Genomic DNA, 20,403 nt, shown 5'->3' with positions numbered 1-20,403 from the left:
GATATATAAAAACAACAAAGGCTATCTTTTCGGATAGCCTTTGTTGTTATTTAAATAGAGGGATTACTTAGCGATATTAACCGCTCTTGTTTCTCTAATTACAGTTACTTTTACTTGACCTGGGTAGGTCATTTCAGTTTGAATTTTTTGTGAAATTTCAAAAGATAAATTCGCAGCATTATCATCAGAAACTTTTTCGCTTTCAACAATAACACGAAGTTCTCTACCAGCTTGGATTGCATAAGCATTTTTCACGCCAGAAAATCCGTAAGCTACTTCTTCAAGATCTTTTAAACGCTGAATGTATGAATCTAAAACCTGACGTCTAGCGCCTGGTCTAGCGCCTGAAATAGCATCACAAACCTGAATGATAGGTGATAATAATGACTTCATTTCGATCTCGTCGTGGTGAGCTCCAATTGCATTGCAAACTTCTTCTTTTTCACCATATTTCTCAGCCCATTGCATACCTAACAATGCGTGAGGCAAGTCGCTTTCAGTATCTGGAACTTTACCAATATCGTGAAGTAAACCAGCTCGTTTAGCTAATTTTACATTTAAGCCTAATTCGGCAGCCATGATACCACAAAGTTTAGACACTTCTCTCGAGTGCTGTAATAAGTTTTGTCCGTAAGAAGAACGGTATTTCATTCTACCCACAACTTTAATTAACTCTGGATGTAAACCGTGAATTCCTAAGTCAATAACAGTACGTTTACCAACCTCGATAATTTCATCATCAATTTGTTTTGCTGTTTTAGCAACAACTTCTTCAATTCTCGCTGGGTGAATACGTCCGTCAGTTACTAATTTGTGCAATGACAAACGAGCAATTTCTCTACGAACAGGGTCAAAACAAGAAAGAATGATTGCTTCTGGTGTATCATCAACAATGATTTCAACTCCAGTTGCCGCTTCAAGAGCTCTAATGTTACGTCCTTCACGGCCAATAATTCTACCTTTTACATCATCAGATTCGATATTGAAAACGGATACACAGTTTTCGACCGCTTCTTCTGTTCCAACTCTTTGAATAGTGTTGATGATAATTTTCTTAGCTTCTTGCTGTGCAGTAAGTTTAGCCTCTTCAATAGTGTCTTGAATGTGCGACATCGCTTTGCTTTTAGCTTCAGCTTTTAAGCCTTCAACCAATTGCTCTTTTGCTTCTTCTGCAGAAAGTCCTGAAATTACTTCTAATTGTTGTAACTGGCTTTTGTGCAGTTTGTCAACTTCACTTTGTTTTTTGTCTAAAACCTCAATTTTATTAGCGTATTCTTGTGTTTTAGCTTCAAAATCATCGTTTACTTTTTTAGCTTTAGAAAGCTCATTTGAGATTTGTGATTCTTTATCGCGTACTCTTTTTTCTACTTCAGCTACTTTTTTGTCCCTAGCTAAAATAACTTGTTCGTGTTCTGATTTTAATTCTATAAAACGTTCTTTTGCTTGAAGAATTTTATCTTTTTTAATATTTTCAGCTTCCAAATTAGCATCTTTTAAAATTGAAGCTGCTTCTTTTTTTGCATTTTTGATTAGATTAGAAATATTGCTTTTTTCGATAATTTTAGCTATTCCAAAACCTGCTGCAATACCTATAATACCTGAAATAATGATCGTTATTATGTCCATGTTTGTTAAAATTTATATATAAAAAAAGCCTACATTAATTGCTTGAATAAACTCGTAAAGACAAGTTTTGAGCTAACTCACTGTTCAAGTTTTCCCAATAAAATCGGGACGTACTATAGTAGCGACGATTCACTCACTTTAATTTGTTAGTGTTGAGTTTACCAATTGTGAACTAATGTAGGCAGTATCTTAGTTTCTGTAAAGAACGTTTAATTTTCGAGATATTGATCTAATAGCGAATTTAATCTTTTAATCCTTTCGATGGTATCTTCGCCATCAATTGCGTTATCAATTTGTTTTTGTTCGACCTGTGATGCAAATTGTAATGCGCACATCGCCAATACATCTTGTTTGTCACGAACCGCGTAATTTTCTTCGAATTGCTTAATCATAGCATCGATTTTTTTAGAAGCACTTCTAAGGCCTTCTTCCTGAGCAGGTTCAACCGTTAACGGATAAACGCGGTCTGCAATCGATATTTTGATTCTAAGCTTTCCGTCCATATTTTACTAGTCTGATAGTTGTGCTATGCAGTAATCAATTTCGCGAATTAATGAATTTATTTTAAGCTTTGTCTCTCTCTTGTTATTGTCGCTGCCGAGCAACGAATTGGCTATTTTAAGTGTATCATATTGCTTCTTCAAAGCTTCAATTTCTTCAGATTGTTTCTGGATAATTTGCACAGCTTTGGCTAATTCTAATCGTAAAACCTGATTGTTTTTCTCCAACCCTTTTGATTTCTCAAAAAGCTTGTCGACTTTATATTCAAGAGTATCAATTATTTCGGCAATTACACTCATTATAAATCCTATTCATTACTTAATCATACAAAGTTAGTATTCCTTTTTATTAATGCAATTTTTTATCGATTTTTTTGCATTAAAAATAGACAAATAAATGAATTTCAATCAATTGTATTTTTGTAGCTTTTTACTCGTTTTTGGCGTCATATTTTTTTATCTTAGCAAAAATGTTGCTTATGAGATTTTCAATACTTACCTTGTTTTTTTGTCATTTTGTTTTTGCTCAAACTCAATATCCTACAGATTATTTTCGTTCTCCGCTTGATATTCCAATGCAGCTTTCGGGTAATTTTGGCGAGTTGAGACCGAATCATTTTCATGCAGGTTTCGATTTAAAAACGAATCAAAGAGAAGGTTTAAATGTTTACGCAGTTGCAGATGGTTACGTTTCGAGAATAAAGATTTCGACTTTTGGAAATGGCAAATGCATCTATATAACGCATCCTAATGGTTACACTTCTGTATATGGACATTTGCAAACCACAATTGGCCCAATTCAAGATTATGTCTTAAAAACACATTATAAAGAAAAAGCATATGAAATTGAAATGTTCCTAAAACCTGGAGAATTACCCGTAACAAAAGGACAGCTAATTGCGCTTTCGGGAAATACTGGGTCTTCTGAAGGTCCGCATTTGCATTTTGAATTTCGTGATACCAAAACAGAATTTGTGATCAATCCGATCTTTTTTGGATTTGATAAAAACATAAAAGATACTAAAAAGCCTACGATTTCTAGTGTTTTTGTTTATCCTTTAGATGGTACAACTGCGAATCAATCCAAACAGCCTTTATTATTGAATCTTGCACTTCAAAAAGACGGAACTTATTTAGCAAGCAAGGTAAAAGCAAATGGAAAAATTGGTTTTGGAATTAATGCAGTTGACTTTGATGACGTTTCAGGAAATAAAAACGGAGTCTTTAATGTTTCTACTTTTTTAAACGGAAATCAAAATTACAATTACCAATTTAATACCTATTCATTCGATGAAATGCGATTTATAAATGCTTTGATCGATTATCCTCGATATAAAAAGTCAGGTCAGCGTGTGCAAAAGCTTTTTATGAAAACGCCTTATGCGCTGAGTATTATTAAAACAGATTCACTTCGCGGTATTGTGCCGGTCGATCCAAATTTAGCTTCGACTTACCGAATCGAAGTTTCTGATTTTTTTGGAAATTTGAGCTCGATTACAATTCCCATTGAATACGATGCAGCGGCGCCAGTTGTAAGCGAAGAACCTGTAACTTCAAAGTATTTTATTAAAGTGAATAAAGATTCTAATTTCGAAAAAGATAATATGTCTGTATTTTTTCCGGCAGGTACTTTTTACGATGATTTTAATTTGAATTTTGATGTAAAAAATAACCGAATCTATATTCACGACGATGTTGTTCCAGTGCATTCAAATTTCACCATAACGATTAAAGACAGTAGTTATTCTGAAAGTTTGAGAGATAAGCTTTTCATTGGAAGAATCAGCGGAAAAAGCAGCAGTTATAATGGCACAACTCGAAAAGGAGATGTTTTTACTGCCAAATCTAAAACTTTAGGCCAATTCGGATTGGTGCTTGATACTATTCCGCCCGTAATTACAGTAATAAAACCTATTCAAGATAAAGTGATTGATGATATGAAAAAAATTCAATTTACAATTGGAGATTCTTTATCGGGAATTAAATCTTACAATGGATATCTAAACGGAAATTGGATTTTATTGGAGTACGATAATAAAACTCGAAAAATTACACATAATTTCGATGATGGAGTAGTAGCAGAAGGTCCAAATGATTTAAAAATTGAAGTGGTTGATAATGTTGGCAATGTTGCTATCTTTGAAACTCATTTTTTTAGAAGTCAACAAAAATAAAATCAAAACGTTTGAATAATAGTAAGTTAATATTCGTTTTTCTTTTTTTATGCATTGGTTATTTTTCATTTGCTCAAAATGCTCATGTTAAAGGTGTTATTTTAGATAACGAAAATCGCCCTGTTGCAGATGTAAATATTGCTTGTTTGGGTATTGTAACTCAATCAAACTCTGATGGTTTTTTTGAAATTGATGTTCCTTCAAATAAAAAAGTTTCCTTAATTTTTACCCATATTTCTTTAAAAATGATGAGCCTTTCGGTAAGCTTAAAATCGAATGAAGTTTTCATTTTTAATCCGAGAATGAACAACTCTGAAGAACAAATGGGAGAAGTTTTTGTTTCTTCTAAAAACAGAAAACGCGTTCAGGGCATTGTAACAGTTGATGCCGCAACAATTAAAAAGATTCCGGGTGCAAATGCGGGGATAGAAAATATTCTGAAAACATTGCCCGGTGTAAATTCAAACAATGAATTAAGCACACAATATGCAGTTCGAGGAGGAAATTATGATGAAAATTTAGTGTATGTAAATGAAGTCGAAGTTTATCGCCCATTTTTAATTCGTTCCGGACAACAAGAAGGTTTAAGTTTTACCAATACAGATTTAGTTCAAAATGTTGATTTTTCAGCTGGAGGATTTCAGGCTAAATTTGGAGATAAATTATCATCTGTACTAGATATTACCTATCGAAAACCAACTGAATTCGGTGCTGCTTTTGAAGCAAGTTTATTAGGTGGCAGTGCCGCTGTCGATCTCGTTTCTAAAAATAAAAAATGGTCTGCAGTAACTGGAGTTCGCTATAGAAATAATAGTTTGCTGGTAAATAGCCAAGATACAGAAACGAATTATACGCCAACTTTTGCAGATGTTCAAACCAATATCAATTATGATATATCTGAAAAATGGCAAATTAGCTTTTTAGGAAATGTTTCTCAAAATAAATATTTGTACCAGCCTTTGACACGTCAAACAAAATTTGGAACGATTGATCAGCCAATGGCGCTTGCAGTGTATTACGAAGGTCAGGAAAAAGATAAATATGATACTTATTTTGGAGCATTAAAAACAACTTATAAAGTCTCTCCAGATTTTACTTTAAAATTAATCGGTTCATTATTTCATACTACAGAACAGGAACATTTTGACATTTTAGCGCAATATCGATTAGGAAATGTAAATGATGAAGAATCAACAACGGCTGATAATATTGATTTTACGCGAGGAATTGGTTCTCAGCTTAATCACGCGCGAAATGATTTAGATGCCTTAATTGCAAATATTGAAATTAAAGGAATCAAAGAATGGAAAAACGACAGTCAGTTAGAATTTGCTTTAAAATATACCAGAGAATCAATTCGGGATCGTGTAGTAGAATGGGAAGCAATTGATTCAGCTGGATTTTCTATTAATCCGCCAATCGTTATTTTGCCAACGAATACTCAGCCATATCAGCCTTATACTGGTCCGCTATTGCCGTATCAAGATGTTCGCGCAACAAATTATAATACGATAAACAGGTTTTCTGGGTATACTCAATTTAATAAAAAAACAGAGCTTGGCTCGAGTCAGGTTTGGTATCATCTTGGAGCGCGGTTTCAGAGTTGGAATGTGTCTGGAGCAACGGTTGAGGGCAAAGATCAAATCGTGGTTAGTCCGCGTGCTCAATTTGCCATTCAGCCTGATTGGGATATGGATATGGTTTTTCGAATTTCTGGAGGATTGTATCATCAGCCTCCTTTTTATAGAGAACTTCGTGATTTGGATGGAGTAGTGAATCCGAATGTAAAAGCTCAGGAATCGGTTCATATAGTTCTGGGAAATGATTATAATTTTAAAATGTGGAATCGTCCTTTTAAATGGGTTACAGAAATTTATTATAAATCACTTTCAGACGTTAATGTATATTCGATTGATAATGTCCGAATTCGTTATGTTGCTAATAACAATGCAAAAGCGTATGCCCAAGGTGTTGATTTTAGATTGAATGGAGAATTTGTGCCAGGAACTGAATCATGGGTAAGTTTTGGTTATTTGAAAACCGAAGAAAACTATGAAAATAAAGGTTACATCGCCAGACCAACAGATCAGCGTTTGAAATTTGCCATGCTTTTTCAAGATTATATGCCAAATATTCCGAGTGTGAAATTGTATCTGAATTTAGTTTATAATACAGGTTTGCCAGGCGGTGCACCAGCTTATTCTGATCCGTATGTATATCAAAACAGATTGAATGATTACCGCAGAGTAGATGTTGGTTTTGCAAAAGTTTTTGTAGACAGCAGTACTAAGATTGCGAAAACAAACTGGCTAAAAAATTTCAAAGAATTATCTGTAGGACTAGAGATTTTTAATCTTTTCAATAATCAAAATGCAATAACCAATACTTGGGTTCGCGATGTGTATTCTAAAAATGAATATGCGATTCCCAATTATATGACTTCAAGAGTTTTTAATGTAAAAATTAACGCAAGGCTTTAAATCGATGCTTTACTAAAATTCAATAAAATCAAAAAATACAATCAAAAATACTATATTTGATATTCTAATTTAATTAGCATACATGAAAAATTCCTTAAAATATATAGCGTTAGTAATCATCGGAACATTAGCAAGTTGTAAAGATGAAGCTCAAAAACCCAAAGTAATTTATGATGCTTCAAATAAAACAAATGTTGTTTCGAAGACTGATTCTACGCAGATTGAAGTTGCTGATTTGCCAATTCAGATGGAAGGAACAAATTATTTAATTCATCCGGTTGGAGATTTACGTGTTTTTGAAAAAGGAACTAAGTCACGTTACGGTTCTTCGAGCGTGAACGATGTGAGTTTTACGATTTCGAATTTAGGAGAATATGAAATTACAGGTTACCTGCAAAATTTGAAATTCCAAAAAGTAGATTCAGATTCAATTCGACCTTTGACAGATAAACCAGCTTTGATTTTAACGGCGACTTATTTAAAACCGGTTGCAGACAAAACTCAAAATCAAATTATGGTGTACACTTTAGCGGATGCAGACACCAATAAAGATGGCAAGATAGATACCAGCGATATTAAAACTTTGTATTTGAGTAATATCAGCGGAGAAAACTTTACTAAAGTTTCTGAAGATTTTCAGGAATTAGTAGATTGGAGCTTAATCGAATCTAAAAACAGATTATACTTTAGAACTATTGAAGATACTAATCAAAATGGTCAATTCGATAAAAACGATGTTTTGCATTATAACTACATTGATTTGATTGCTAAAAAATGGGAAGTTAAAAGTTATAAGCCTATTTAGTTTTTTTAAGTTTCTAAGGTTCTGAGGTGCTAAGATTCTAAGGTTTTTTTAGATTGTACAGAGAAAAAAATAAAAGCCCTTTAAAAATTAACTGAAATTAATTTTTAAAGGGCTTTTATAAAATTTTAGAATCTTAGCACCTCAGAACCTTAGCAACTTTTAAAAGAAAAACTCTAAATCAAAATATCGCTTTCTAGATCTGATTTTTCTATTTCAAAACCAAATCCAAGTCGCTCTACCAATTGAATTACCAGTTTTTTATACCAGTTTTCTGATTTTGGATGAATGTATATTTTTTCAATCAATTGCGTAATATCAACATTGATTTTTAATCCATCATTAAGTTTAATAGTGCTTTTTGAAGTGTCTGTAATGATACGGACTTCGCGTTCGTACTGAAAACTTTTTCTTTTAAACAAAAAAGGAAAGAACAAATCATCAAACGGAATATATTCTTTCTTGTAATCAATGTAATTTACTTCACCTATATATTGATCAAAATTGTTTTCTGGATTCAGGGCTTTCTGTAATCTGCCAACTGTGGATTGAATGGCTAATCCTTCGCTGTTTTGAGTAAAAATTTGCCACATAGCAAACGATTCATATTCGTTAATATGCCAGCTGCTTATGGCAACTTGTTCGCGTTGTGTTTTATAGTATTTTAAAAAGTCAGGATTGTCGATCGCAAGCTTCTTTATCTCTTCAAAAGTGGGTTCGCTAAAAGTACCTTCGTACTGATCTTCAAATTTATCAGAACGAGACATAAAGAGTTTCTTTGATAGTAATAAATCAAGAAACTTAGATAGGTCTAAGTATTTCCAAACAATTGTATCTGGATCATCTGGAAGCTTTATGTTCGGATTGTTGAGATACATTTTTTCTTTTTTTAAGATTCAAAGATTCAAAGTTACAAAGGTTCTGCACTTGGTAAATTACGACTCAAAAGATTGCATTGATACCAACTTATTGTAAGTGCCATTATGAGCAATTAATTCGTCGTGTGTTCCTTTTTCAACGATTTTTCCTTTTTGCATTACCACAATTACATCTGCTTTTTGAATAGTCGAAAGACGGTGTGCAATTACAATTGAAGTCCTGTTTTGCATCATGTTTTCTAGTGCAACCTGAACAAATTTTTCACTTTCGGTATCCAATGCTGATGTTGCTTCATCTAAAATCATAATTGGAGGATTTTTCAATACGGCGCGAGCAATAGATAAACGTTGTTTTTGGCCTCCAGAAAGTTTGTTTCCGCTGTCACCAATATTTGTGTAAATTCCTAAAGGCAATTCTTTTACAAATTCAAAAGCATTGGCAATTTTAAGTGCGTCAATAATTTCATCGTCGGTAGCATCTAATTTTCCTAAAGCAATATTGGCTTTTATTGTGTCATTAAATAAAATACTGTCCTGAGTAACGAGTCCCATCAAACTGCGAAGCGATTGCAGATTCATGTCTTTAATGTTGATTCCGTCAATAGAAATTGTTCCGTCGTTAACATCGTAAAAACGAGTCAATAAGTTGGCAATTGTACTTTTTCCGCTTCCAGATTGTCCAACAAGTGCAACAGTTTGGCCTTTTTTGATTTCAAGAGAAAAGTCTTTTAAAACCGTTTCGTCTTCATATTTAAAGTTTATATTTTGTACAGTTATATTGTTGTCAAAAGTTGTTTTTTCGATTGCATTTTCTTTAGAAGTAATCGTGTTTTCCTGTTCTAAAATTTCAAGAACACGTTCTGCAGCGGCGTTTCCTCTTTTAACTCCGTAAGAGGCCTTCGAAATCGCTTTTGCGGGAGTAAGAATGTTATACGCTAAACCCATATAAGCTATAAATGAAGCTCCTGCCAAGGTTTTGTCAATCAGAACCATCTGACCACCGTACCAAAGCAAAATTGCAATTACAGTGATTCCCATAAATTCACTCGCAGGCGAAGCTAAGTTCTGACGATTCCCGATACTATTTGATAATTTGAAAAAACGTTCGGTCGAATTTTTAAAAACATTATTAAAGTAATTCTCAGAATTATAACCCTTTACCACTTTTAGTCCGCCAATAGTTTCTTCAATAGTGGATAGAAACAAACCTTGTTCCTGCTGTGCTTTTGAAGATTGTTTTTTAAGCTGTTTTCCAATCAATGAAATTAAATATCCCGAAATCGGAATAAAAATGAAAACAAACAGTGTCAATTTTGCACTGATCGCAAACATCGTAGCAATTGTAAAAATAATAGTTAATGGTTCTTTTACGATAAGCTCTAAAATGGCTAAAAATGAAGTTTGAACCTCATTAACATCGGCAGAAATTCTTGAAATAACATCACCTTTTCTTTTTTCAGAATAAAAAGCCAAGGGCAATTCTAAGGTTTTTTTGTACATCGCATTTCGCATGTCTCTTAAAATTCCGTTTCTCAGAAAATTAATAAAAAACATTGCCATATAATCGGCTACGTTTTTCAATAAAAAAATAGCGATAATACCGCCAACCATTATAGATAAAGTATATCCAACACCAAAAGTATCTGTAGTATGGGTAATAAAATAGCTTAAATAATTTTCGGCATATGTTTTAACTTCCCAAATTCCGGTGTAAACTGGTTTTATTGTATTTCTTTTGGTTTGATCAAATAAAACCTGAATCATCGGAATTAACGAAACAAAAGAAAGTGTGCTGAAAAGTGCATACAGAACATTAAAAAAGATGTTTAAGTAGGCATATTTTTTATATGGATATATAAAAGGAACTATTTTTTTGAAATTACTCATTATGGGTTGTTATTTTTACCATTAAAACCCGGCAATTTATTTTAAAAATTGCCGGGTTTATAAAAAGGTATTTTAATTCTGTTTATTTCAACTGCATTCCTGCAATGATATTTTGTATTTTTTCGTCTAAGAAACTCTCCGCGGCGTCAAAATTTTCAACTGAATCTAATGCTGCATTAACACTAATATAGAATTTGATTTTTGGTTCAGTTCCGCTTGGTCTTGCACAAATTTTAGAGCCGTCTTCTGTATAATAAATCAATACATTCGATTTCGGAATATCCATTGCAGATTCTTCACCAGTCAATAAATTCAAAGCAATTGATGATTGATAATCTTCAACCATAATTACGCGTTGTCCGTTGATTTCTTTTAAAGGATTTTGACGTAAATTAACCATCATCTGATTGATTTCTTCTAAACCTTCCATTCCTTTTTTAGTCAATGAAACTAAAAATTCTTTATAAAAACCATTTTCAACATAAAGCTGTAAAAGTTCTTTGTAAACACTGCTTCCTGCTGCTTTTGCCTGAGCTGCCACTTCGCATATTAATAAAGTTGCTGCAACAGCATCTTTGTCTCTAACGGCATCACCAACCATAAAACCAAAACTTTCTTCTCCGCCGCCAATGAATTGAAGTTCTGGAAAATCTTTAATCATTTTGGCAATCCATTTAAAGCCGGTCAAACCAACTTTGCATTCTACGCCATAACTTGTCGCTAGTTCCATTATCATTGGAGTTGAAACAATTGTAGAACCCACAAATTGTTTTCCGTTAATTTTGCCTGCTTTTTTCCATTGTTTCAATAAGAAAGAAGTCATCAAAACCATAGTTTGGTTTCCGTTAAGCAAAATCATTTTGCCATCGTTGTTTCTAACGGCAACACCAAGACGGTCGCAATCAGGATCAGTTCCGACTACAATATCCGAGTTTGTTTTATCGGCCAATGCCAATGCCATAGTCAAAGCTTCAGGTTCTTCTGGATTTGGAGATTTTACAGTTGGAAAATCTCCATTTGGTTCAGCTTGTTCTGGTACAATATGTACATTTTTATAACCTGCTTGTGATAAAGTATCAGGAATCGATTTTATAGACGTTCCGTGCAATGAAGTAAAAACGATCTGTAAGTTATCTTTCGCTTCAGCCGGCGTATTAAAACTAGCATTTTCGATAGATGATTTTATAAAAGCCTTATCGATTTCGGTATCGATATATTCAATCAGACTTTCGTTTGCATCAAATTTAATTTTATCGTATCCTAAGTTTTCGATTACTTTAATAATAGCAGCATCTTCTGGCGGTACAATTTGTCCTCCGTCTTGCCAATACACTTTATAACCGTTGTATTCCGGCGGATTATGTGAAGCTGTTAGAACAATTCCGCATTGGCAGCCTAAAAATTTAAGAGCAAAAGATAATTCTGGAGTTGGTCGTAAATCAGAAAACAAATAAACATGGATTCCGTTTGCAGAAAAAACATCTGCAACAACTTTTGCTAAAGTATTACTGTTATGACGGCAATCATAAGCAATAACTACTTTTATAGGTTGATTAGGAAAAACTTCGTGTAAGTAATCAGATAATCCCTGAGTATTTTTTCCTAGCGTATATTTGTTGATTCTGTTGTTTCCAACGCCCATAACACCGCGCATTCCCCCAGTTCCAAATTCAAGATTTTTATAAAAACTTTCTTCAAGTTCTTTTGGCGAAGTTATCATTAATTCTTTAACTGCCGCTTGTGTTTCTTTGTCAAATGTTGGTGTTAACCATTCGTTTACAGCATTCAAAATATTAGGTGCTATATTCATGTAAATGTCTTTTTAATGTTTTAAATTAAAGATAAGGTTTTTTCAGGACTTAATCCAATATGCTAGTAATTATTGGACACTATATCTTTTGCGTTCCAATCCCGAAGCTTCGGGATCGAGACCACCATAAAATGTGTCTTTTTATAAAGACTGATCTTAATGTTAAAAATTAACTTCGCGGGCTACTTTATAACGTGCTTCATTGTTTTTAGTTCTCAAAATAATCTCACCAAGAAAGCCTGCCAAGAATAATTGAGTACCTAAAATCATAGTTGTCAAAGCAATGAAAAACCATGGATTGCTGGTAATTAAGCTATATTTCATTCCGTTATACATATGGTATAACTTCGAAATTCCGATATAGCCCGCCAATAAAAATCCGATAATAAACATTAACGAACCCATTGCTCCAAATAAATGCATTGGTCTTTTGCCGAAACGAGATAAAAACCAAATTGTAATCAAGTCTAGGAAACCGTTTATAAAACGTTCCATTCCAAATTTGGTTTCACCATATTTACGAGCTTGGTGAATTACAACTTTTTCCCCAATTTTATTAAAACCGGCATTTTTTGCCAAAACCGGAATGTATCTGTGCATTTCTCCAGATACTTCGATGTTTTTTACAACTGTATTTTTGTATGCTTTTAACCCGCAGTTAAAATCATTTAATTCAACTCCAGAAGTTTTTCTTGCAGCCCAGTTAAATAATTTAGAAGGCAGGTTTTTTGCCACAACAGAGTCGTAGCGTTTCTTTTTCCAGCCTGAAACCAAATCAAATTTTTGGGCTGTAATCATTTCATACAATCCCGGAATTTCATCTGGACTGTCTTGTAAATCAGCATCCATAGTAATGATAACATCACCTTTTGCTTTTGCAAAACCAGCATGCAAAGCCTGCGATTTTCCAAAATTTTTCATGAAACGAATTCCTTTTACATTTGGATTTTCATTCGAAAAACTTTCAATAATATTCCAAGAATCATCTGTACTTCCATCATCTACAAAAATGATTTCATAAGAGTAATTGTTAGATTGCATCACTTTAATAATCCACGAATAGAGTTCTTTAAGCGATTCCTCCTCGTTTAGAAGCGGTATAAGTATAGATAAATTCATTTATTTTTTTTATTCTTGAGTAGTTCTGCTTTTAAAAAACGCTGCGAAAATTAATCCAAAAACTGCACTGATTACAATTGCAAAAACAGATCCTTTTAATAATTCTACAGTAGAATAAGGATTACTAAGTTTCATTTTTTCAATAGTTTCATTAATAACTGAAGCAGGTGATCCGAATTTTTGCATCATTCCAACCGTATATTTGATCATTAATTCGCTTAAAGTATCTTTTGCGCTTGGATCAATAACGTTAAATAAAAGAATGTTGAAAAAAGTAGAAATTAATATTCCGATTACTGCAGCAATAAAGTAGGTAGTAAATGCATCTTTAAATGAAAAAACACCATTTAATTCTTTTTTCGTTTTAGAAAGTAAAATGATGCTTATAGTAAGACTTATTGCTATACCTATTAAGCCCATCCACCAAGCAGTGAATAAATTTAAATCAACCGCATATATTGTAGCGGTAATTAAAGCAGATGCAATTCCTATCATTACACCATAAGTAATACCATTCTTTTTTATAATTTCATTGATCATATCTATATATGTTTAGAATTAATCCACAAATATAGCAATTCCCAATATAATCGGAGATAAAAAAAGCTTTTTGAATTTAACTAAAAAAAAGTGTGCTAAATATTTGTATATTAAAAAAGAATTGTAAATTTGCAAACTCAAAATAATTAAAAGTTTAAACAAAAAAGAGTATCCTTTGTTTACACCTTTTTCTAACCATGAAAAAGCTTCAAAATAAAAATGCTCTAAACAATAAATAAAAAGAAAAGATGAAAAAAGGAATTCACCCAGAAAATTACAGATTAGTTGCATTTAAAGACATGTCTAATGACGAAGTTTTTATCACTAAATCTACTGCAGATACAAAAGAAACAATTGAAGTTGACGGAGTTGAGTATCCAGTTGTAAAAATGGAGATTTCTAGAACATCTCACCCTTTTTATACTGGTAAATCTAAACTTATCGATACTGCAGGACGTATTGATAAATTCAAAACTAAATATGCAAAACACGTTAAAAACTAATAACTGTTTTTATTCATATAAAAGCCTCTCAATTTGGGAGGCTTTTTTTATGATTGTAAATTTAACCGCAAAGTGCGCAAAGATATTACTATGAGGTTTTTATAATAACACAAAGTTCGCAAAGCTAAATCTACACAAAAGCTTTGCGAACTTTGTGTTTTCTAAACATACTGCAGAATAAAAATCTTTGCGCACTTTGCGGTTAAATAATTTATGAATATAAGATCATGTTCTTGCACTATTTAACATTTCTGTAAAAAAAGAATTATTTTCTTAATTTGAATAAAAGCCTATTTAATCGAACACATAAATATTTGTAACTTTGGTCTCGGTAACCAAACAAATTTTAACAATATTAAATCTATTTTATGAACTACATTCTTTTTGACGGTCCCGTCCGGAATGCTTTATTGCCTTTTACATTTACAAGACCAGTCGCAGATATTTTAATCGGGATTATGACGATTCGTCAAAAATGGGAAGCGCGTTTAGGTTCTACTATAACAACAATTACCGAAGATTATTTGTCTGTCAAATTTCCGATGGTAGAAATGGAAGAAAATGTCATGATCAACGCCGCGTATTTGCCAAATGATACGCTTGCTGAAATGGTTTCTGATTTAAAAGAAAATCAGGCAATCTTTAAAGGTGATGATGTAATTGCTTTTTTTACAACGGAAAATCAAGAAGAAGTCGATTTTGATTCGTATGAAATTATTCAGTACAATGATGAATGTTTGACAATAGAACATACCTGGGATATTTTCTCAAAAAATGATGCTGCAATTCGTGACGATTTTGCGTATTTGACTGAAGACAGAAAATCACAGCCAATTCCGAAAAGTGTTAATACAATTGCGCCTGAAAATATTTTTATTGAAGAAGGAGCAAAACTTGAATTTGTTACACTAAATGCTTCTAGCGGTCCTATATATATTGGTAAAAATACTGAAATTATGGAAGGAACCGTAATCCGTGGACCTTTTGCCTTATGTGAAAATGCCATGGTAAAAATGTCGGCTAAAGTGTACGGAGCGACAACCGTTGGTCCGGGATCACGAATAGGAGGTGAGGTTAAAAATTCAGTTCTTTTTGCAAATTCAAATAAAGGTCATGAAGGGTTTCTTGGAGATTCGGTTTTAGGAGAATGGTGTAATATTGGAGCAGATTCTAATAACTCAAACTTAAAAAATAATTACGAAGAAGTAAAATTGTGGAGCTACGAAACAGAAGGTTTTGCTAAAACTGGACTTCAGTTTTGCGGTTTAATGATGGGAGATCACAGTAAGTGTGGTATCAATACCATGTTTAATACTGGAACTGTAGTAGGCGTGAGTGCTAATATTTTTGGAAGTGGTTTTCCTCGTAATTTTGTTCCGAGCTTTTCTTGGGGCGGTGCAGCCGGATTTACAACTTATGTTACTAAAAAAGCTTTTGAAACGGCAAGATTGGTTTTGTCAAGAAGAAATATAGATTTTGATGAAACAGAACAAGCGATTCTGGAACATGTTTTTGAAGAAACTAAAAAGTGGAGAAAAGACTGATTTAATTAGATAATTAGTCAATTTGACAATGAGATAATTTTTTTTAGCAAACCCGACAGGTTTCAAAAACCTGTCGGGTTTGGCTTTTACATGTCTTTACATATTAAACGGACTAAAGTCAAGTTAAAAAACAGAATAAAAACATTTTTTTGCATAGAATTTTAAAATTATCTCATTATCAAATTGCCACATTTGCTAATTAAGAAAATTATTTAGTTGTCAAATTGGCATATTCACTAATTAAACAAATTATCAAATTGTCACATTTTCTAATTACCTAATTAAAATCTATCTTTGCAGCTTCAAAAAAATACTTGCTTTGAAATGTAAAAATCTAAGCAGTCTAAAAATCTAAAATCTAAATGATTACAGTTAACGATATTTCGGTTCAGTTTGGTGGGACTACATTATTTAGCGATGTTTCTTTTGCTATAAATGAAAATGATAAAATTGCCCTTATGGGTAAAAATGGTGCGGGAAAATCTACACTTTTAAAAATAATTGCGGGTCAAAGCAAACCTTCTACCGGAAGTATCTCAACTCCAAAAGATGCTGTTGTGGCTTATTTGCCTCAGCATTTATTGACCAAAGATGGTTCGACTGTAATGGAAGAAGCATCAAAAGCATTTGGTGAAATCTTCAAAATGAAAGCCGAAATTGACGAAATCAACGAACAATTAACCGTTCGTACAGATTACGAAAGTGATGCTTATATGAAATTAATCGAAAGAGTTTCTGATTTAAGCGAAAAATTTTATGCTATTGAAGAAGTAAATTACGAAGCCGAAGTCGAGAAAATCTTAATTGGTTTAGGTTTTGATCGCGAGGATTTTACGCGTCAGACTTCTGAATTTTCTGGAGGATGGAGAATGCGTATTGAACTTGCTAAAATCTTACTGCAAAAACCAGATTTGATTTTATTGGATGAGCCGACCAATCACATGGATATCGAAAGTATTCAGTGGTTAGAGGAATTTTTGCTGACTTCAGCAAAAGCGGTTGTGGTAATCTCGCACGATAGAGCGTTTGTAGATAATATTACAAACCGTACAATCGAAGTTACAATGGGAAGAATTTACGATTACAAAGCAAAATATTCTCATTATTTAGAACTTAGAAAAGATCGTCGTGTACACCAACAAAAAGCATACGATGAACAACAAAAAATGATTGCTGACAACAGAGCATTTATTGATCGTTTTAAAGGAACTTTTTCTAAAACAGATGCGGTTCAGTCTCGTGTAAAAATGCTTGAGAAACTTGTAATTGTACAAGTTGATGAAGTTGATAACTCAGCATTAAAATTAAAATTTCCGCCTGCCGCACGTTCGGGTCAATATCCTGTTGTGGTTAAAGATCTTTCTAAATCATACGGAGATCATGTTGTTTTTAAAGATGCTAATATCGTGATCGAAAGAGGACAAAAAGTTGCTTTCGTTGGTAAAAATGGTGAAGGTAAATCTACGATGATCAAAGCCATTATGAAAGAAATTGGTATTGATGAAGGAAGTGTAGAGATTGGTCACAATTCTCAAATTGGATATTTTGCTCAAAATCAGGCTTCTTTATTAGATGAAAATGCTACCATTTTTGAAACAATTGACAATATTGCGGTTGGTGATGTCAGAACTCAAATTAAAAATATTTTAGGAGCATTTATGTTTCATGGTGATGATATTACCAAAAAAGTAAAAGTGCTTTCAGGTGGAGAAAAAACCCGTTTGGCAATGATTAAATTATTGCTAGAACCTGTTAATTTGCTGATTCTGGATGAGCCTTCAAATCACCTTGACATGAAAACCAAAGACATTATTAAAGATGCCTTGCGTGATTTCGACGGAACTTTGATCTTAGTTTCTCACGATCGTGATTTCCTTGACGGATTAGCAACTAAGGTTTTTGAATTTGGAAACAAACGTGTGAAAGAACATTTTGAAGATGTTGCAGGTTTCCTTGCACACAAAAAAATGGATTCTATGAGAGAGATCGAAAAGTAATTTTTATCTTAAATAACTAAAAAGGCACAAGTTATAATTCTTGTGCCTTTTTTATTTTAGATTAGTAAAAATTAAATTCTAATTCCCGGCGGAAGCAATTCTTTGTACTTTGGATTTTTTTTGATGAACAGCACAATTTTTGGGTGAATCGGCATTAATCTAAATTTTTTCTCAACAATAATTTCCATTATGCTTTTAAGTAGTGTGTCAATTACAGCTTGATTTTCAAAACCTTCGGGCACATTAATTTTAGTTAGGAAAATTTTCTTCTCTTGAAATGAATATTCAACAGAAATCAATCCTTCAGGGACTATGGTTTCAAACTGTCTTGCAAACGTGTTGTCTTTGATCTCCATAGTAGTAGTTTCAATAGGTTCCATAATTTGTCATGTTTTAGTAGGTTGAACGTATAATATAGATTGAGGGGCTAAATACTCGCTCTAAAAACTCCTTAAAGAATATCTAAACACGAGTAATTGGTTTTACAAAGTTAATCATTTGATTCTCAATATAAAATTATTTTTTAAAGATGTATTCTACGGCTGGTAGTGCGGTCTTTTTGTAATTTTATTTGTTTTAATATAGAATTAAGGTGTAAGATTTGCTGTGCCTATTCGTAAATGAAGTAATTTTAGCTTGAAATTGAAAACTGTAATTAAAATTCCTTTTCTAACAAATGAGTAAAATTCCTGTTTATTTTATGCCTGGTTTGGCAGCAAGTCCAACCATTTTTGAAAGAATCAAATTAGATGAAACTATTTTTGAGATGTGTCTGCTGGAATGGGAAATTCCAAAACCTAAGGAATCACTTTCAGATTATGCGCTTCGAATCACAAAAAATATAAAACATGAAAATCCTGTTTTAATTGGAGTTTCCTTTGGTGGAATTCTGGTTCAGGAAATGTCAAAACATATTAAGACCCGAAAAGTAATTATTATTTCGAGTGTCAAAAGCAATGCTGAATTTCCGAGGAGAATGAAAATTGGAAAAACTACAAAAGCCTACAAATTAATTCCGATGAAATTAATTTTGAATATCGAAAATCTTGCAAAATATTCTTTTGGACAAAAAATCAACAAACGTATTCAGTTATATGAGAAGTTCCTGGCGGTTCGCGATCTCAATTATTTGCAATGGGCAGTAGAATCTGTTATTTTATGGGATAGGAGCCAAATTGACGAAAATGTAATTCATATTCACGGCGATCAGGATGAAGTTTTTCCTATAAAGTATATTGATAAGTGTATTGTTGTAAAGGGCGGTACTCATATTATGATTCTGAATAAGTACAAATGGCTGAATGAGAATTTGCCATCGATCATACTGGATGATAAGTAAGTGCCAATTTAGATAATCCAAATTCCAAGTGTTTAAACCTTGACAAAGTTTGTATAAGATATTTAATAGCAATCTGTCATCCCGAGGAACGAGGGAGTTTCTGCGGAGATTTCTCTCTTCGGTCGAAATGATAAACTATATGTTTTAAGCAATAAAAAAAATCCCAAACACCAGTAAATTGGAATTTGGGATTTTAAATATTAAAATTTAAAGAAATTTAGATTTTCTTCATTTGATCTTTCATCATCGTGATTTGCTCTTTCAGCATGCCTTGTTTGTCTAATTTCTTCGCTTCGTTCAATAAATTAGTAGCTTCAAGTTTTCTTCTGCGTGACATTGCAACTCCAGCAAGGTTTAATTTAGCAACTGCTAAATCCATATCCATTGATAGTCCAAGTTCGATTGCTTTTTTAAAATGTTTCTCAGCTTGGTTGATATTTGTTTGCGATAACATAATTCCGTGTAGGTAATTAAAGTATCCTTGTTGTTTTCTTACTAAGGCCGTTTCAGGATTTTTAATGTATGCCAGCCATTTTTTAGCACCTTCGAAGTCTTGTTTTCTTAATTTAAGGAAAGCTAAAAGGATAAATTCATTTTTAAAGTAAAGAAAAATTGGAATTGCAGTCAGTAATATAAGGAAAATACCATTCCCGATATTACTCTCTGTAAATTGATAAATGCCTGCAACTACAAGAAGTCCGGCCAAAATAAGTTTAATATTTTTATGAAACATAATAGATGTATATTTGTGATTGCAAATATAGTAAAATGAATTAAAAATATTTTTATTAAAGTACTTGCCAGAAAAAAAAGTCTTTGTATATTTGCACTCGGTTTTAGAATAACGATATTCAAAAACAGAAAAGAGATATTAGATACCATTTTAAAGATACAAAGCAATGAGCAAAAGAACATTTCAACCATCGAAAAGAAAAAGAAGAAATAAGCACGGATTTATGGACAGAATGGCTTCTGCGAATGGAAGAAAAGTTCTAGCGCGTAGAAGAGCAAAAGGAAGACATAAATTAACTGTTTCTAGCGAGCCTAGACACAAAAAATAATGTTTGTATAAACATAAATAAGGCGTTACTTTTTTTAGTATCGCCTTTTTTTATACCTTGTCGGTAAAAAATTCTCAACATTCTAGTTTAGAATACACTAGAATGTTTTTTAAAGCACTTATATAACTACACAATACAAATAA

18 protein-coding genes are annotated in these 20,403 nt (G+C 32.7%); 8 read left to right on the top strand and 10 right to left on the bottom strand.

Going from position 1 to position 20,403, the window contains the following annotated elements:
* Positions 1-63: 63 nt before the first annotated feature.
* From rny to IRZ83_RS09840, 3 genes are all read right to left on the bottom strand, one after another.
* Entirely contained in the window at positions 64-1,626 is a 1,563-nt protein-coding gene (rny, locus tag IRZ83_RS09850) for a ribonuclease Y (RefSeq protein ID WP_194568431.1), read from the bottom strand.
* A 209-nt stretch (positions 1,627-1,835) separates the two neighbouring features.
* Entirely contained in the window at positions 1,836-2,129 is a 294-nt protein-coding gene (locus IRZ83_RS09845; RefSeq protein ID WP_029272296.1) for a cell division protein ZapA, read from the bottom strand.
* A 6-nt stretch (positions 2,130-2,135) separates the two neighbouring features.
* The gene (locus tag IRZ83_RS09840; RefSeq protein WP_194568429.1) at positions 2,136-2,426 is read right to left on the bottom strand and encodes a hypothetical protein; all 291 of its coding nucleotides are present in this window, start codon (positions 2,424-2,426) and stop codon (positions 2,136-2,138) included.
* Positions 2,427-2,605: 179 nt separating this feature from the next.
* Here IRZ83_RS09840 and IRZ83_RS09835 point away from each other — a divergent pair, with 179 nt between their 5' ends.
* From IRZ83_RS09835 to IRZ83_RS09825, 3 genes are all read left to right on the top strand, one after another.
* Positions 2,606-4,300 carry a M23 family metallopeptidase gene (locus tag IRZ83_RS09835; protein ID WP_194568427.1) on the top strand — a complete coding sequence of 565 codons (1,695 nt, stop codon included), beginning with the start codon at positions 2,606-2,608 and terminating at the stop codon, positions 4,298-4,300.
* Between the two features lie 11 nt (positions 4,301-4,311).
* A complete protein-coding gene (locus tag IRZ83_RS09830; protein ID WP_194568425.1) occupies positions 4,312-6,780 on the top strand; it encodes a carboxypeptidase-like regulatory domain-containing protein in 2,469 nt (822 codons plus the stop codon).
* 82 nt (positions 6,781-6,862) lie between these two features.
* Complete coding sequence (locus IRZ83_RS09825) at positions 6,863-7,585, top strand: hypothetical protein (protein ID WP_029272300.1); 723 nt, start codon at positions 6,863-6,865, stop codon at positions 7,583-7,585.
* Positions 7,586-7,758: 173 nt separating this feature from the next.
* On the opposite strand, the gene IRZ83_RS09820 is transcribed toward IRZ83_RS09825, so the two are convergent.
* The 5 genes from IRZ83_RS09820 to IRZ83_RS09800 all read right to left on the bottom strand — a co-directional run bounded on the left by IRZ83_RS09820 (position 7,759) and on the right by IRZ83_RS09800 (position 13,816).
* A complete protein-coding gene (locus IRZ83_RS09820) occupies positions 7,759-8,460 on the bottom strand; it encodes a DUF2971 domain-containing protein (protein ID WP_029272301.1) in 702 nt (233 codons plus the stop codon).
* A 57-nt stretch (positions 8,461-8,517) separates the two neighbouring features.
* Complete coding sequence (locus IRZ83_RS09815) at positions 8,518-10,347, bottom strand: ABC transporter ATP-binding protein (protein WP_194568423.1); 1,830 nt, start codon at positions 10,345-10,347, stop codon at positions 8,518-8,520.
* A gap of 82 nt (positions 10,348-10,429) precedes the next feature.
* A complete protein-coding gene (locus IRZ83_RS09810) occupies positions 10,430-12,157 on the bottom strand; it encodes a phospho-sugar mutase (protein WP_194568415.1) in 1,728 nt (575 codons plus the stop codon).
* 162 nt (positions 12,158-12,319) lie between these two features.
* Positions 12,320-13,276 carry a glycosyltransferase family 2 protein gene (locus IRZ83_RS09805; protein ID WP_029272304.1) on the bottom strand — a complete coding sequence of 319 codons (957 nt, stop codon included), beginning with the start codon at positions 13,274-13,276 and terminating at the stop codon, positions 12,320-12,322.
* A 9-nt stretch (positions 13,277-13,285) separates the two neighbouring features.
* A complete protein-coding gene (locus IRZ83_RS09800; protein WP_194568413.1) occupies positions 13,286-13,816 on the bottom strand; it encodes a DUF4199 domain-containing protein in 531 nt (176 codons plus the stop codon).
* 248 nt (positions 13,817-14,064) lie between these two features.
* Here IRZ83_RS09800 and IRZ83_RS09795 point away from each other — a divergent pair, with 248 nt between their 5' ends.
* The 3 genes from IRZ83_RS09795 to IRZ83_RS09785 all read left to right on the top strand — a co-directional run bounded on the left by IRZ83_RS09795 (position 14,065) and on the right by IRZ83_RS09785 (position 17,860).
* Entirely contained in the window at positions 14,065-14,319 is a 255-nt protein-coding gene (locus tag IRZ83_RS09795; protein WP_029272307.1) for a type B 50S ribosomal protein L31, read from the top strand.
* Between the two features lie 368 nt (positions 14,320-14,687).
* Positions 14,688-15,863 carry a GlmU family protein gene (locus IRZ83_RS09790; protein ID WP_194568411.1) on the top strand — a complete coding sequence of 392 codons (1,176 nt, stop codon included), beginning with the start codon at positions 14,688-14,690 and terminating at the stop codon, positions 15,861-15,863.
* Between the two features lie 362 nt (positions 15,864-16,225).
* The gene (locus IRZ83_RS09785; protein WP_194568409.1) at positions 16,226-17,860 is read left to right on the top strand and encodes an ABC-F family ATP-binding cassette domain-containing protein; all 1,635 of its coding nucleotides are present in this window, start codon (positions 16,226-16,228) and stop codon (positions 17,858-17,860) included.
* A gap of 71 nt (positions 17,861-17,931) precedes the next feature.
* Here the strand turns inward: IRZ83_RS09785 and IRZ83_RS09780 are convergent, their stop codons facing one another.
* A complete protein-coding gene (locus IRZ83_RS09780; RefSeq protein WP_029272310.1) occupies positions 17,932-18,216 on the bottom strand; it encodes a GNAT family N-acetyltransferase in 285 nt (94 codons plus the stop codon).
* A gap of 320 nt (positions 18,217-18,536) precedes the next feature.
* On the opposite strand from IRZ83_RS09780, the gene IRZ83_RS09775 reads away from it, so the two are divergent.
* Positions 18,537-19,199, top strand: a complete 663-nt coding sequence (locus IRZ83_RS09775; RefSeq protein ID WP_194568407.1) for a YqiA/YcfP family alpha/beta fold hydrolase — start codon at positions 18,537-18,539, stop codon at positions 19,197-19,199.
* A gap of 217 nt (positions 19,200-19,416) precedes the next feature.
* Here the strand turns inward: IRZ83_RS09775 and IRZ83_RS09770 are convergent, their stop codons facing one another.
* The gene (locus IRZ83_RS09770) at positions 19,417-19,932 is read right to left on the bottom strand and encodes a hypothetical protein (RefSeq protein ID WP_029272313.1); all 516 of its coding nucleotides are present in this window, start codon (positions 19,930-19,932) and stop codon (positions 19,417-19,419) included.
* A 166-nt stretch (positions 19,933-20,098) separates the two neighbouring features.
* On the opposite strand from IRZ83_RS09770, the gene rpmH reads away from it, so the two are divergent.
* Complete coding sequence (gene rpmH, locus IRZ83_RS09765) at positions 20,099-20,260, top strand: 50S ribosomal protein L34 (RefSeq protein ID WP_008464848.1); 162 nt, start codon at positions 20,099-20,101, stop codon at positions 20,258-20,260.
* The last annotated feature ends 143 nt before the right edge of the window (positions 20,261-20,403 follow it).

Source organism: Flavobacterium sp. JLP (assembly GCF_015350755.1).
In the GTDB taxonomy this organism is placed as follows: Bacteria; Bacteroidota; Bacteroidia; order Flavobacteriales; family Flavobacteriaceae; genus Flavobacterium.
Note: the sequence above shows the minus strand (reverse complement) of the source record. Positions and strands in the feature narration are given on the sequence as shown.

What these genes read in the sequence shown, in the direction of transcription:
- IRZ83_RS09815 (WP_194568423.1), bottom strand. Translation starts at nt 10,347, where the DNA reads ATGAGTAATTTCAAAAAAATAGTTCCTTTTATATATCCATATAAAAAA.
- IRZ83_RS09835 (WP_194568427.1), top strand. Translation starts at nt 2,606, where the DNA reads ATGAGATTTTCAATACTTACCTTGTTTTTTTGTCATTTTGTTTTTGCT.
- rny (WP_194568431.1), bottom strand. Translation starts at nt 1,626, where the DNA reads ATGGACATAATAACGATCATTATTTCAGGTATTATAGGTATTGCAGCA.
- IRZ83_RS09840 (WP_194568429.1), bottom strand. Translation starts at nt 2,426, where the DNA reads ATGAGTGTAATTGCCGAAATAATTGATACTCTTGAATATAAAGTCGAC.
- IRZ83_RS09770 (WP_029272313.1), bottom strand. Translation starts at nt 19,932, where the DNA reads ATGTTTCATAAAAATATTAAACTTATTTTGGCCGGACTTCTTGTAGTT.
- rpmH (WP_008464848.1), top strand. Translation starts at nt 20,099, where the DNA reads ATGAGCAAAAGAACATTTCAACCATCGAAAAGAAAAAGAAGAAATAAG.
- IRZ83_RS09805 (WP_029272304.1), bottom strand. Translation starts at nt 13,276, where the DNA reads ATGAATTTATCTATACTTATACCGCTTCTAAACGAGGAGGAATCGCTT.
- IRZ83_RS09775 (WP_194568407.1), top strand. Translation starts at nt 18,537, where the DNA reads ATGAGTAAAATTCCTGTTTATTTTATGCCTGGTTTGGCAGCAAGTCCA.
- IRZ83_RS09780 (WP_029272310.1), bottom strand. Translation starts at nt 18,216, where the DNA reads ATGGAGATCAAAGACAACACGTTTGCAAGACAGTTTGAAACCATAGTC.
- IRZ83_RS09820 (WP_029272301.1), bottom strand. Translation starts at nt 8,460, where the DNA reads ATGTATCTCAACAATCCGAACATAAAGCTTCCAGATGATCCAGATACA.
- IRZ83_RS09845 (WP_029272296.1), bottom strand. Translation starts at nt 2,129, where the DNA reads ATGGACGGAAAGCTTAGAATCAAAATATCGATTGCAGACCGCGTTTAT.
- IRZ83_RS09825 (WP_029272300.1), top strand. Translation starts at nt 6,863, where the DNA reads ATGAAAAATTCCTTAAAATATATAGCGTTAGTAATCATCGGAACATTA.
- IRZ83_RS09795 (WP_029272307.1), top strand. Translation starts at nt 14,065, where the DNA reads ATGAAAAAAGGAATTCACCCAGAAAATTACAGATTAGTTGCATTTAAA.
- IRZ83_RS09785 (WP_194568409.1), top strand. Translation starts at nt 16,226, where the DNA reads ATGATTACAGTTAACGATATTTCGGTTCAGTTTGGTGGGACTACATTA.
- IRZ83_RS09790 (WP_194568411.1), top strand. Translation starts at nt 14,688, where the DNA reads ATGAACTACATTCTTTTTGACGGTCCCGTCCGGAATGCTTTATTGCCT.
- IRZ83_RS09800 (WP_194568413.1), bottom strand. Translation starts at nt 13,816, where the DNA reads ATGATCAATGAAATTATAAAAAAGAATGGTATTACTTATGGTGTAATG.
- IRZ83_RS09810 (WP_194568415.1), bottom strand. Translation starts at nt 12,157, where the DNA reads ATGAATATAGCACCTAATATTTTGAATGCTGTAAACGAATGGTTAACA.